Source organism: Agromyces kandeliae (assembly GCF_009674665.1).
GTDB lineage: Bacteria > Actinomycetota > Actinomycetes > Actinomycetales > Microbacteriaceae > Agromyces > Agromyces kandeliae.
Map to the genome: position 1 here is coordinate 345,074 of NZ_WKJD01000006.1, position 12,982 is coordinate 358,055.

The 12,982-nt window shown below is 73.8% G+C and carries 11 protein-coding genes; 3 read left to right on the forward strand and 8 right to left on the reverse strand.

Annotation, left to right across the window (positions count from 1 at the left end):
• Window positions 1-1,335 (forward strand): DUF58 domain-containing protein, encoded by a 1,335-nt coding sequence (locus GJR97_RS03940; protein ID WP_154345179.1) that lies wholly within the window; start codon window positions 1-3, stop codon window positions 1,333-1,335.
• A gap of 47 nt (window positions 1,336-1,382) precedes the next feature.
• Here the strand turns inward: GJR97_RS03940 and GJR97_RS03945 are convergent, their stop codons facing one another.
• The gene (locus GJR97_RS03945) at window positions 1,383-2,378 is read right to left on the reverse strand and encodes a stage II sporulation protein M (RefSeq protein ID WP_154345180.1); all 996 of its coding nucleotides are present in this window, start codon (window positions 2,376-2,378) and stop codon (window positions 1,383-1,385) included.
• Window positions 2,379-2,395: 17 nt separating this feature from the next.
• Here GJR97_RS03945 and GJR97_RS03950 point away from each other — a divergent pair, with 17 nt between their 5' ends.
• Window positions 2,396-3,238: an RDD family protein gene (locus GJR97_RS03950; RefSeq protein WP_154345181.1), complete on the forward strand. Its 843-nt coding sequence runs from the start codon at window positions 2,396-2,398 to the stop codon at window positions 3,236-3,238.
• A 24-nt stretch (window positions 3,239-3,262) separates the two neighbouring features.
• Here GJR97_RS03950 and ahcY read toward each other — a convergent pair whose 3' ends face one another.
• From ahcY to GJR97_RS03965, 3 genes are read right to left on the reverse strand one after another with little or no spacing between them, the layout of a single operon-like run.
• Complete coding sequence (ahcY, locus tag GJR97_RS03955) at window positions 3,263-4,750, reverse strand: adenosylhomocysteinase (protein ID WP_154345182.1); 1,488 nt, start codon at window positions 4,748-4,750, stop codon at window positions 3,263-3,265.
• A gap of 54 nt (window positions 4,751-4,804) precedes the next feature.
• Window positions 4,805-6,238, reverse strand: a complete 1,434-nt coding sequence (locus tag GJR97_RS03960; RefSeq protein ID WP_154345183.1) for a phosphomannomutase/phosphoglucomutase — start codon at window positions 6,236-6,238, stop codon at window positions 4,805-4,807.
• Window positions 6,235-6,450, reverse strand: a complete 216-nt coding sequence (locus GJR97_RS03965) for a DUF3499 family protein (protein ID WP_154345184.1) — start codon at window positions 6,448-6,450, stop codon at window positions 6,235-6,237. Before GJR97_RS03965 ends, GJR97_RS03960 begins: the two co-directional genes overlap by 4 nt.
• 45 nt (window positions 6,451-6,495) lie before the next feature.
• On the opposite strand from GJR97_RS03965, the gene GJR97_RS03970 reads away from it, so the two are divergent.
• Window positions 6,496-6,939, forward strand: coding sequence for a hypothetical protein (locus tag GJR97_RS03970; protein WP_154345185.1), 444 nt, complete (start codon window positions 6,496-6,498; stop codon window positions 6,937-6,939).
• A gap of 53 nt (window positions 6,940-6,992) precedes the next feature.
• Here the strand turns inward: GJR97_RS03970 and GJR97_RS03975 are convergent, their stop codons facing one another.
• The 4 genes from GJR97_RS03975 to galE all read right to left on the reverse strand — a co-directional run bounded on the left by GJR97_RS03975 (window position 6,993) and on the right by galE (window position 12,952).
• The gene (locus tag GJR97_RS03975) at window positions 6,993-8,432 is read right to left on the reverse strand and encodes a DUF5719 family protein (RefSeq protein ID WP_154345186.1); all 1,440 of its coding nucleotides are present in this window, start codon (window positions 8,430-8,432) and stop codon (window positions 6,993-6,995) included.
• A complete protein-coding gene (locus GJR97_RS03980; protein WP_195760600.1) occupies window positions 8,416-11,412 on the reverse strand; it encodes a glycosyltransferase family 2 protein in 2,997 nt (998 codons plus the stop codon). The genes GJR97_RS03975 and GJR97_RS03980 overlap by 17 nt, the downstream gene beginning before the upstream one ends.
• A gap of 86 nt (window positions 11,413-11,498) precedes the next feature.
• Window positions 11,499-11,819, reverse strand: a complete 321-nt coding sequence (locus GJR97_RS03985) for a WhiB family transcriptional regulator (RefSeq protein WP_129234301.1) — start codon at window positions 11,817-11,819, stop codon at window positions 11,499-11,501.
• 164 nt (window positions 11,820-11,983) lie between these two features.
• Window positions 11,984-12,952, reverse strand: a complete 969-nt coding sequence (galE, locus tag GJR97_RS03990; protein ID WP_154345188.1) for a UDP-glucose 4-epimerase GalE — start codon at window positions 12,950-12,952, stop codon at window positions 11,984-11,986.
• Window positions 12,953-12,982: the final 30 nt, after the last annotated feature.

The following is a 12,982-nucleotide window of genomic DNA, read 5'->3' on the forward strand; positions in this document are numbered from 1 at the left end:
ATGGCGCTCACCGGACGTTTCAGCCTGCTCGTCGCCCTCGGCGTCGTGCCCGTCGTGCTGCTCGGCAGCGATGCGGGCGCCGCATGGGCGGCCCTCGTGGTCTGGCTGGTCGTCGCGATCGGACTGGGCGCGATCGACCTCGCGATCGCGGCATCCCCGCGCCTGATCGCCGTCGAGCGCGAACTTCCGCCGCGGCTTCGCCTCGGCGAGACGGTCCGGTCCGAGCTGGTGCTCAGGAACCTCGGACGGCGGAGGCTCCGCGCGGAGGTGAGGGACGGCTGGCCGCCGTCGGCCGGCGTCCACGGGCGCAACCGCGCTCGCGTCGACGTCCCCGCCGCCGAGGGGCGGCGAGTGGTGCTCGCACTCACGCCGACCCGCCGCGGCGACCGCGTCACCGGAGCCGTCACGGTCCGTTCGCATGGGCCGCTCGGCCTGTGGGCCCGGCAGGCGACCCTTGCGGCGCCCGGCCGGATCCGCGTGCTGCCGCCGTTCCACTCCCGGGCGCATCTCCCCTCTCGCCTCACCCGACTGCGCGAGCTTGACGGAAGGACTCCGATCCTCATCCGCGGCCAAGGAACGGAGTTCGACTCCCTTCGCGAGTACGTGCGCGGCGACGACGTGCGATCGATCGACTGGCGAGCCACCGCACGCCGGTCCGATCCGGAGTCGCCCGGGTCTGCGAAGCTCATGGTCCGCACGTGGCGGCCGGAACGCGATCGGCGGATCGTGATCGTCGTCGACACGTCGCGGACGGCGGCGGCGCGCATCGGCGACGAGCCGCGCCTCGACACCGCCTACGAGGCGGCGCTCCTGCTCGCCGCCCTCGCCACGCACGCGGGCGACCGCGTGGACCTGCTGCTGTGGGACCGCCGGCTGCGCGGGCGCGTGCACGGTGCGAGCGGCCCGGACCTGCTCGCGCGCATGGTCGACGCGATGGCGGACGTCGACGCGGAGCTCATCGAGGCCGACTGGGCGGGGGTTCCCGCGCAGATCCGCGGGGTGACGAGCCGCCGCGCGCTCGTGGTCCTCCTGACCGCGGCGGACTCGACCGGCAGCGCACGCGGCCTGCTCTCCGTGCTCCCCGGACTCGCGTCGCGGCATCGCGTCGTCGTCGCATCCGTGGCCGACCCGACCCTCGAGGCCGCCGTCCGGCGTCGCGACGAGCTCGCCGACGTCTACGCGGCCGCGGCGGCCGAGCGGACCCGTCTCGATGCCGATCGCGTGGCGGCGGCCGTTCGACGGCTCGGCGCGTCGACCGTGGCCGCCGGCCCTGCCGACCTTCCCCCGGCGCTCGCCGACCGGTACCTCGAGCTCAAGGCCGCCGGGCAGCTGTAGCGGGTGCCGCGGCGATCACCGGTCGCGAGTCGTCCGGCGATCGCACGTCAGCCGGCGGTCGCGCGCCGTGACCCCGCGTCGAACTCGGCGAGGTCGCCCGTCTCGCCGGCTCGCGCCGCGCGGCGCCCGAGCACGAGCATGGCGAACAGCAGTAGCGCGAGCGCCATCGCACCGATCCCGATCTTGACCGGCCACGGCCACGGTGCGGGCGTGACGAACCCCTCGATGACCCCGGCGAGGAACAGGAAGAAGACCAGCCCGATCGCGACCGAGAACAGGGCGCGTGCGTCCTCGGCGACGGCGGCGCCACGCGTGCGTGCGCCCGGGGCGACCCACGCCCAGAAGATCCGAAGCCCGGCCGCGGCCGCGACGAACACGCACGCCAGCTCGAGCAGGCCGTGCGGGGCGATGTAGAGGAAGAAGGTGTCGGCCTCGTCGTAGGCGAACATGATCGCCGCGGTCAGGCCGAGGTTCTGCGCGTTCTGGAGGATCACCCAGGGCACCCAGACGCCGGTGATGCCGAACGCCACGCACTGCGCCGCGATCCACGCGTTGTTGGTCCAGACGGCCCCCGCGAAGGACGCGGCCGGGTTCTCGGAGTAGTAGGCGACGAAGCCCTCCTCGGCGACCTGCCGGAGCTCCTCCTCGCTACCGAGGTTCGCGAGCACGCGCGGGTCGGCGAGCACCCAGGTCGCGTACAACGCCGACACCGCGAACGTCGCGAGCGCGACGGCGAGGGTCAGCCAGCGCACCCGGTACAGCGCGGCGGGCAGCCCGACGAGGGCGAAGTGCGACAGCTGGCGGAGCGGGTTCTCGGCGACGCCGGTGAACCGCAATCGGGCGCGCGCGAGGGTGAGCGAGAGCCGTTCCCCGAGCGCGGTCGACCCCGCGGTGGCCTGGACGAGGGAGAGGTCGGCCGCCGCGGACTGGTACCTCTCGATGAGCTCGTCGGCCTCCGCGCCGCTCGGACGCGACCTCCTCGAGAGCGCGTCGAGCCGCTCCCAGTCGTCGTGGCGGGCGGTCGCGAGCGCGTCGAGGTCCATCTGCTTGAATACTAGCCATGCCCGCCGACGCCGCCCCCGCGCGGACCTCTGTCGCGCTCGACGACGAGGCGGTGCTCACCGGCGAGGCCGTGGCGCTGGACCTCCGCCCCGCGAGCGCCGTCATGCGCGCGGGCGGGGCCGCGATCGACGTGGTCCTCACGATCGTCGTCGGGCTGCTGGCACTCCTCGCGATCTCGGGGCTCGACCTCGACGAGGCCGCGTTCCGCGCGGTCGGCATCGCGCTCCTCGTCACGTGCATCGTCGTGCTGCCCACCGCGGTGGAGACGGCCTCGCGCGGCCGCTCGGTCGGCAAGCTCGTCATGGGCATCCGCGTGGTCCGCGACGACGGCGGGTCGATCGGCTTCCGCCACGCCCTGATCCGCGCGCTCACGGGCGTGCTCGAGATCTGGCTCACCTTCGGCGGGCTCGCGGTGCTCGTCGGATTCCTGAACCCGGATTCGAAGCGGCTCGGCGACATCCTCGCGGGCACGCACGGCCAGGTGGAGCGCGTGCGGGCGTACGTGCCCGCGTCGTTCGGGGTGCCCGACGCGCTCGTCGCGTGGGCCACGGTCGCCGACGTCGGGCGACTGCCCGACCCGCTCGCGCGCCGCGTCGCCACGTTCCTCCGCAACGCCCCGCACCTCGCGCCCGCCAGCAGGCAGCGCGTGGCCGCGTCGCTCGCGGCCGAGGTCGCCCCGTTCGTCTCGCCGATCCCCCACGTCGAACCCGAGCTCCTGCTCGCCGGCTTCGCGGCGCTCCGACGCGATCGCGACCTCGCGGCCCTCGCACTGGTCGACGCGCGCATGACCGCGCTGGAGCCGGTGCTCGAGTCGCGGCCGAACGGATTCCCCGAGCGCTGATGCGCCGCGGCATCCGCCTCGCGATCAGTACCGGTAGTGGTCGACCTTGTACGGCCCCTCGACCGGCACGCCGATGTAGGCCGCCTGCTCGGGCGTGAGCACGGTCAGCTCGACGCCGAGCGCGTCGAGGTGCAGGCGCGCGACCTTCTCGTCGAGGTGCTTGGGCAGCACGTACACGCCGATCGGGTACGCGTCGGGGCGCGTCCAGAGCTCGATCTGCGCGAGCACCTGGTTCGCGAACGAGTTCGACATCACGAAGGACGGGTGCCCGGTCGCGTTGCCGAGGTTCATCAGCCGCCCCTCGGAGAGCACGAGGATGCTGCGACCGGTCGGCAGGCGCCACTCGTGCACCTGCGGCTTGATCTCGACCCGCTCGGCGCCCTCGAGCGACTCGAGCGCGGCCATGTCGATCTCGTTGTCGAAGTGGCCGACGTTGGCGACGACCGCGAGGTGCTTCAACCCCAGCAGGTGCTCGAGCCGCACGACGTCCTTGTTGCCGGTGCCGGTGACGAGGATGTCGACCTGCTCGATCACGGACTCGAGCCTCGCGACCTGATAGCCGTCCATCGCGGCCTGCAGCGCAGTGATCGGGTCGATCTCGGAGACGATGACGCGCGCGCCCTGTCCGCGCAGCGCCTCGGCAGCGCCCTTGCCCACGTCGCCGTAGCCCGCGACGAACGCGACCTTTCCGCCCATGAGGACGTCGGTCGCGCGGTTCAGGCCGTCGGGCAGCGAGTGCCGGATGCCGTACTTGTTGTCGAACTTCGACTTCGTCACCGAGTCGTTGACGTTGATCGCCGGGAAAAGGAGTTCGCCGTCGGCGTGCAGCTCGTACAGGCGGTGCACCCCGGTCGTGGTCTCCTCGGTGACGCCCTGCAGCTCGGCGGCGATGCGGGTCCAGCGGTCGGGGCTCGCGGCGAGGGATCGGCGGAGGGTGTCCAGCACGACGCGGTACTCCGCGCTCGCGTCCTCCGCCGACGCCGGCACGGAGCCCGCGGCCTCGAACTCGCGCCCGCGGTGGACCAGCAGCGTTGCATCGCCGCCGTCGTCGAGGATCATGTTCGGGCCGATCCAGTCGGCGCCCGCGGCCTCGGCCTCGGCGCTCCAGTCGAAGATCCGGTCGGTGCACCACCAGTACTCCTCCAGCGTCTCGCCCTTCCAGGCGAACACCGGCACGCCGGCGGGCTCGTCGACGGTGCCGTCGGGACCGACGACGACCGCGGCGGCCGCCTCGTCCTGCGTGGAGAAGATGTTGCAGCTCGCCCAGCGCACCTCGGCGCCGAGCGCCACGAGCGTCTCGATGAGCACCGCGGTCTGGACGGTCATGTGCAGGCTCCCCGCGATGCGGGCACCCGCGAGCGGCTTCGACTCGCCGTACTCCGCGCGGAGCGCCATGAGCCCCGGCATCTCGTTCTCCGCAAGTCGGAGCTGGTGCCGGCCCGCCTCGGCGAGCGAGAGGTCGGCGACCTTGAAGGGCAGTGCGGATGTCGCGGAGGGCGTGACGAGGGTCATGCCGTCCATTGTCGCAGCCGCTCGGGCCCGAGGCATCCGACCGCCGCCCGCCGGCTAGGCGCGGATGAGCGCGAGCACCTCGTCGCGGATCGCCGACATGGTCGCGTCGTCCTCGCCCTCGACGTTGAGCCGGAGCAGCGGCTCGGTGTTCGACGGCCTGACGTTGAACCACCAGAACGGCTCGTCCTCGGCGGTGATGCCCGTCGCGGTGAGCCCGTCGAGCTCGTCGAACTCGACCCGGCCGGTGAAGGCCTCGACGATGCGCGTGTACGCGGCGGGGACGTCGGCGACGGTCGAGTTGATCTCGCCGGAGAGCGCGTAGGGCGTGAACCGCGCGGACATGGCCGAGAGCGGCTCCGCCTGCGAGCCGAACTCGGCGAGCAGGTGCATGGCTGCGAGCATGCCGTTGTCGGCGCCCCAGAAGTCGCGGAAGTAGTAGTGGGCCGAGTGCTCGCCACCGAACACGGCGCGGGTCTCGCCCATGCGGTCCTTGATGAGCGAGTGGCCGACGCGCGTGCGCACGGCCACGGCGCCGACCGCTTCGACCGTCTCGGGCACGAAGCGCGAGGTGATGAGGTTGTGGATCACGGTGGGTTCGGTCTCGCCCAGGGCCCGCACGCGGGCGATCTCGCGGAGTGCGACGATCGCGGCGACGGCCGAGGGGTCGACGGCCTCGCCGCGTTCGTCGACCACGAAGCACCGGTCGGCGTCGCCGTCGAACGCCAGGCCGAGGTCGGCCCCGTGCGCGCGCACCGCGCGCTGCAGGTCGACGAGGTTGGCGGGATCGAGCGGATTGGCCTCGTGGTTCGGGAACGTGCCGTCGAGCTCGAAGTAGAGCGGGACGATCTCGAGCGGGAGTGCGGGCAGGCCCGCCGACTCGCCCAGGACCGCGGGGACCGTGAGCCCGCCCATGCCGTTGCCGGCATCGACGACGACCTTCAGCGGGCGGATGCCGCCGAGGTCGACCAGGGTGCGGAGGTGCCGCGCGTAGTCGGCGAGGACGTCGGCCTGCTCGATGCCGCCGGGCTCGGGCACGACGGGGATGCCTCCGTCGAGGAAGTCCGCGGCGCGGTCGCGGATGGCGGCGAGACCGGTGTCGAGCGAGATGCCCTGGGCGCCGGCTCGGGAGAACTTGATGCCGTTGTACGCGGCCGGATTGTGGCTGGCGGTGAACATCGCCGCGGGCGCGTGCAGCGTGCCCGACGCGAAGTAGCTCTCGTCGGTCGAGCAGAGCCCGATCGCGACGACGTCGGCGCCACGGGCGGCCGCCCCGCGGGCGAACGCCTCGGCGAATGCCGGCGAGGAGTCGCGCATGTCGTGTCCCACGACGACGCGGTCGCCCCCTGCGCCGACCTCGTCCACGAACGCGGCGCCGAGCGCCTCGACGACCTCGGCGGTGAGCGCGTCGCCGACGATGCCTCGGACGTCGTAGGCCTTCACGATCGTTTCGAGGCGCGCGCGAGCGCGCGGGTTCGCGGGGGGATTCATGCGGTGAACCCTACCTCACCGAGGGTCACGTGCCGGATGATCTGCCAGCCTCGCGGAGCGGACGTCCGGTCGGCGTGGCGCGCGCAAAGATCGTAGGAGTGCGGCTCGCGCGTGAACGACAACGGCCCCAGCACGGCCAGCGAATCGGCGTAGTCGTACGTCAGGGTCGCGACCGCCTCGGCGGTGCATGCGGTGCGCGAACAACGTCTCATGGCGACCCCAGCGTATCGATCCGGGCGGCCGCTACGATGGAGGCCATGCCCCGTTCCCGTCGTGTCGCCGCGACGTCGGCCTCGCGGAGGCGCCTGTCGCGCGACCGTCACGGCCGCGGCATGCGCTCGGCGGTGACCGGCCCCCACCTCCCGCCGCTCCGCACCCGCATCGACGAGTTCGACGTCACGCTCGCCTCGACGGCGGCCTACCTCCGCGGGCTCTGGCCCGATCTCGAGGGCGTCTCGTTCCAGGTCGCCGATGCGCCGGCCGAGGCGATCCACGAGGATCACGTCGACCGGTGGCGCGTGTACCACGACGATCGCCGGATCGTCTTCTACCGACTGCCGATCGTGCGCTTCCTCCGCACCCAGGAGGGCGAGGAGAAGGACGAGCGGCTCCTCGTGGAGAGCTGCGTCTTCCGGGCGGTCGCCGAGTTCCTCGGGCGTGATCCGTGGGAGCTCGCGCCGGGTCGGTACCGCCACCTGTGATGCGCCCGGTCCACCCCTGAGCCGCCGCGGCGCCTCCCGGCGACGGCCTCGCCCTACTGCGGGAACACGCGCACCGGGGAATCGAGGGGGCCGGGCGGGGCGACCGGCATGGACGCGAGCACGTCGCCGCCTTCGAAGGTGACCGCCGCGTGCATCCCCTCGACGCCGTCGAGGATGACGCGATCGCCCCCCTGCACGGCGACGGAGGCCGAACCGCCGGCCGGAACCGCGACCGAGCGTTCGCTCCCGTCGATCGTGACCGTCGCGGCGACCTCCTCGTCGTCGGGGTTCGAGAGTCGGAGCGACGCTCCGGGCCCGTCCGGGATCGCGACCGCTGCGCGGTCGAGGAGCGCGCCGGTGGCGACCGACCACGCGAGGTCGGCGAGGATCGGGTCCTCGCCCTGGCCCAGGACCGTCGAACGGGCTGCCGCGACCACCGGGGCATCGGCGTCGACGACGACGGTGTACGAGCCGGGTTCGAGGGTGCCGAGCGGGAGGTCCGTCGCCTGGCCCGGGGCGAGCGTGACGTCGACCTGCGAGACGACGGCGCCGCCCTCGTCGTGGACCTCGACGACCGCGGAGGCCTCGGCCTGGTCGGGCGCGAACAGTCGGAGGGCGGGGTGGTCGTCGCCCTCGGCGTGGTCGTCGTCGGGCGCGACGCCCCGTGCGTCGGCCACGACGAACCCGGGCACGACCTGTCGCATCGCCGGCGGGGCGACCGGGGTCGACAACTCGACGCCCGCGGGCTCGAGGCCGAGCACGACCGAGTGCTGCAGTGCCGCGGCGATCGGCGCGCCCGCGCTGGTGACGTGGACGACCGGCGTGCGAACGCTCGGCGCGAGGCCGGCGAGCGAGACGACGCGCTGGCTGCCCGGGGGGACGACGATGCCGAGCCCCGACGGAGCCTCGACCGCGCCCGTCTCGCCGACCACCCGGAGGTCGACCGTGGAGGCGACCTCGCCCGGGTTGGCGAGCAGCACGAGGCCCGACCGCCCGACGTCGGTGGCGCCCGCGAGGAGCCATGAATCGGATGCCGGCTCGACGCACGCCGCCGCCGCGAGCCCGAGGAGGGACTCGGTGGCCGGGGTCTGCGACTGCGCGCCGGCGAGCATCCCGGCGAGCACCGCGCCGGGCTCGGCCGAGATCGCGACCGGGCCGCCGTCCGTGGCCGCGGCTGCGTTGTCGGGCGCGTCGAGCGGCACCTGTTCGATCGCGGCGCTCTCCGGGTCGGCCGCGACGGCGAGTGCGGGCGGGCCAACCGACCGTGCGGTGGCCGCCGATGCGGCGTCGTCCGCGAGGGACAGCAGGGGCCCCGGACACACCCGGAGTTGGCGGCTCTCCGCGGGCTGGACGACCGTCGACGGCGGTTCGGCCACGACCACGGGCAACGGCAGGGTCGATGCCGCGATCAGCGCGCCTGCGGCGAGGCCGCCCGCGGCCAGCGCCGCGACCGCTCGGACGCTCCCCCGGATCACGTCACGCCTCGTCGGCACGGCGGTCACCTCCGTCCTCGTCATCGGGTCGTGCGGATTCGTCGGCTTCGGCGTCCGGGTGCTCCTCGGGCGGCGTTACGCCCGAGCTCACGGCATCCGGCGCCGAACGGTCGACGTCCGCGTCCTCGCTCGTCGTCACGTCGTCCGATGCCGGCACCCTCGCCGGCCGCCGCCGACGGCGCACCGACGGCGGCCTGCGATCGGGCTCCCGACCTCCGCCGGTCGGGATCGAGAGCAGGAGCGCCGCTCCGATCACCACCAACTGGCCCGTCACGATCCAGCCCGCGAGGGGTCCCGCGTCCGGGATGCGCGCCCCGGGCGCCGCCGGATCGGCATCCACGAAGCGCCAGATCGGGCCGAAGTCGGTCTCCCCGATCGGGATGACCTGCGGGTTCCCGTCGAGGGCCGCACGCGCGCGCTGCTCGACGGCGATCGCAGCGGTGTCATCCGCGTCCGCCGCACCGACCAGCACGAACGAGAGCCCGAACTCCTCGACCGCCGCGTTCGCGTCGTAGCCGCTGCGCGACGCGAGGTTCCCCGCGAGGGTCGCGATCGACTCGGTGGTCTCCGTGAGGTCGCGCTGCGTGGACGCGAGCGTCGACTGCTGGTCGAGCGTGGCGCCGCTGCCGCGTTCGATGGTGGCGCGGATGCCGCCATCCGCCGTCGGCTGCATGCGAAGCGTGCCGACGCGCGGATCCGAGGCCGCCTCGGCCTCGACGAATGCCGGAAGGGTCCGCTCCGGTGCCGGTCCCACGGCCGTGCGCCCGAGCGCGAGCGCCGCGACGGTGGGTGCGACGGCCAGGATCCCGAAGACGACCACGACCGTCGCGGCCGCCGCCGCGCCCCGGCGCAGGGTGCTGAGTGCGAGGATCGCGGCGGCGAGGATGCCGAGCCACATCACGCTGATGCCGGCGCCCGCCCACACGGGCACGGCCCGCTCGCCGGTGAACGCGACGTGGACCAGGGTCGCGCCCACCGCCGTGGCGAAGCCCGCCGCGGCGAGGGCGAGCGCGAGCAGGCCTCCGCGGAGGCGGCGCGAGGCGACGACGGCGATCGCGGCGAGCGCCAGCGGGGCGAGGAGGACCGCGAGGAGGATCGGCGGCGGCACGACCTCCGCCACGAGCCCTCCGAGTGCGTCCTCCCATCGTCCCCACGTCCCGTTCGCCTGTCCGAGCGCGATCTGCGCGACGTCCGGCTCACCTCCGCCGTGCGGAAGACCGGGGTCCGCGAGGAGCGAGAACGGCGCACCGCGCCCCACCTGCTGCGCGACCAGCGGCAGGGCGAGCGCGAGCGCCGGCAGCGGGATGCCGGCGAGCCGCACGGCGGCGCGGCCGCTGAGCGGGAGGGCCACCAGCCAGGCCAGCAGGAGGGCGGGCGCGAGGACCGGGGCGCACGCGACGATCGCGGCGAAGACGAGCGACGCCGCCGCCGCGGCCGCCCACGAGGTGCCGGCGGCGAACATCAGCACGGCGAGCCACGGCAGCAGGACGTGCACGAGCACCGCGGCCGGGCGTCCTGCGGCGAGCGCATCGAGCAGCGGCGGCGCGACCGCCCATGCGAGGCCGCCGAGCACACGCAGCGAGGCGCGCTCGGTGAGGCGCGAGGCGGCGAACCAGCCGCCGAGGCCCGATGCCGGGATGGCGAGGAGCCAGAGCCCGAGGAGCGCCGCGGAGGGGTTCCAGAACGCCGCGCTCCCGAGGACCGCGAGCACGCCTGCGAACGGGTCGGCCGCGCCGACGAAGCCGCCGCCGACGTCACGCCACCCCGCGGCCGCGTTGCGCCACAGCGAGGCGAGATCGTCGGAGAGCGGCAGCAGGCCGCCGCCGGAGATCCCACCGGACGCGAGCAGTGGTGCGAAGAGGACCACCGACAGGGTCAGGGTGGCGAGCAGGACCCATCCGCCCCCGGTCTGCAGGAACTGCAGGTCGTCGACCCGGCCCCGTGCGCGCTGGCGGCGCGCCTCGGCGGCCTGCTGCCGTCGCACCCGCACCTCGTCGGGTCGGATCCGGAGCGGCGCGAGCGCGGACCACTTCACGGTCTTCACGTCTGCGATGGCGCGCCGCGAGCGCAGGATGCGTCGCGGCGCGACCATGACCTCGATCGCCGCGGCGAATTCGCCGGGGATCGAGCCGGGGGTCTTCACGAGCAGGTGCCGCAGCGACCGCAGCAGCGCGATGGGCAGCAGCGCGAGCCAATGGAGGGGAACGAGCGCGACGGGGGCGTCGGAGAGCCGTCGATGGAGCCATGCGGACCGGGCGACCCGCGCCCGGTGACGAGCGCCTCGACCACCTGGCTCGGCCCCGGGGCCCGCGACGCCGGTGTCGGCGAACCGCATCGACGCGGACGACACGGCGATCACCCGGTGCCCGCCGAGCCGGGCGCGCATGCCCAGGTCGAGTCCGTCGTCCACCACGGGCAACGCCGGATCGAACCCCTCGAGGCGGCGCCACACGGCGTGCCGGACGAGCATGCCGGCGGGGTCGGCTCCGAGGATGTCCGAGAGGTCGTCGTGCTGCCCCTGGTCGAGTTCGCCGTCGACGATCGCCAGGCTCCGGCCACCGCGCGTGACCGACCGCCCGAAGCGCACGATGCGCCTCGGGTCGTCCCACGCGACGAGCTTCGGCGCGGCGATCGCCGCGGTGCGGGCGTTCTCGAGCGCCGCGACGAGCGCTTCGAGCGCGGTGGGATCCGGGGCGGAATCCTCCGTCAGGAGCCACAGCGAGGACCGGTCGTCGTCCGGCTCCCCGAGGGTCCGCTCCACGGCGCCGACCGCTGCGCCGAACGGCTGGGGCGCCCCCAGCGAGACGACGTGCGAGGGCCGCTGCGCCTCGACCAGCCGACGGGTGGCGTCGTCGGCGTCCATGAGGACGACGGCGAGGTCGTCGGGCCGGCGCGTCTGCGATCGCAGCGCGTCGAGCGTGGCGCGAAGCCGGTCGCCGCCGTGCTGCACGACGAGGACGGCGGTGACTCTGGGGAACATCGGGGACAGCCTAGGCGGCAGCCCCCGCGGCATCCGTCAGCGCTGCGGGCGTGCCGTGAGCGCGGGCGACACGCCCCGACCGACGGTCAGCCGGCCTGTCTCCGGAGCTTGCGGCGCTCCCGCTCGGACAACCCGCCCCAGATGCCGAACCGCTCGTCGTTGGCGAGCGCGTACTCGAGGCACTCGGAACGGACCTCGCAGCCCGTGCAGATGCGCTTGGCGTCGCGCGTGGAACCGCCCTTCTCGGGGAAGAACGCCTCCGGATCGGTCTGCGCGCACAGCGCATCGGTCTGCCACGCCAGTTGGTTGTCGTCGTCTGCGACCCCGCGAACCCCCGGTACGCCGAGCCTCACGGGGTCGACGAACCAATCCTCAGGTACCCCAGAACGATATTCAGGCTTGCCCATATCGTCTCCCACCCAGTTGTACCGACATCCCCGAGGGGTGTGTCTCACCAATTACACCGGTGTAATTCGGTGGCGTCAAGTCGTGGATGGAGAACCCTCAATACCGCCTCGAGGCTTCACGCCGACCGCGACACGCTGGAGGCGTGTCCGAGTCGTGATCGGCCTCACCCGACGGCTGCCGCGCGGCGTGCCGACCACGCGCTGGCGACCATCTCGCCGAGCGTGTGGCGCATCCGCCAGTCGAGGTCGCGAGCTGCGAGATCGCCCGACGCGACGATGCGCGCCGGGTCGCCGGCACGGCGGGGTCCGACCTCGGGGGTGAAGTCGCTTCCGGTCACCCGCGCGACCTCTCGCATGATCTCGCCGACCGACACCCCGTCGCCGGATCCGAGGTTGTAGACCGACTCGATCGACTCGCCGGCGTCGAGACGGCGCGCGGCGGCCACGTGCGCGTCGGCGAGGTCGGCCACGTGGATGTAGTCGCGCACGCACGTGCCATCGGGCGTCGGGTAGTCGTCGCCGTTGATGCGCGGGGTGCGCCCCTCGAGCAGCGCGTCGAACACGAGCGGGAAGAGGTTGTGCGGACTCGGGTCGAACACCTCGTCGGTGCCCGAGCCGACGACGTTGAAGTACCGGAGCGACGTGTGGCGGAGGCCGGTCGCGCGCGCCTGGTCGGCGAGCAGCCACTCGCCGATCAGCTTGGACTCGCCGTACGGCGACTCGGGGCGCTTCGCCGTGCCCTCGGTCACGAGGTCGACGTCCGGCGTGCCGTAGACGGCCGCGCTCGAGGAGAAGACGATCCGATCCACGCCGCTCGCGGCCATGGCGCCGAGGAGCCGCGCGGTGCCCGTGACGTTCTGCTCGTACGTGTGGAGGGGGCGCTGCACCGAGACCCCGGCGTACTTGAAGCCGGCGAGGTGGACGACGCCCCGGACGTCGTGCGCCTGCATGGTGTCCTCGAGGAGCGCGCCGTCGAGGATCGAGCCGTGGACGAAGGGCGAGCCCTCGGGGACGAAGGTCCTCCGACCCGAGGAGAGGTCGTCGACGACGACCGTGTCGATGCCCTGCGCCCGGAACGCGCGCACGACGTGCGCTCCGATGTAGCCCGCTCCCCCGGTGACCAGCCAGCTCATGTCCCGCCTTCCGCCGCCGGAGCTTCCGGC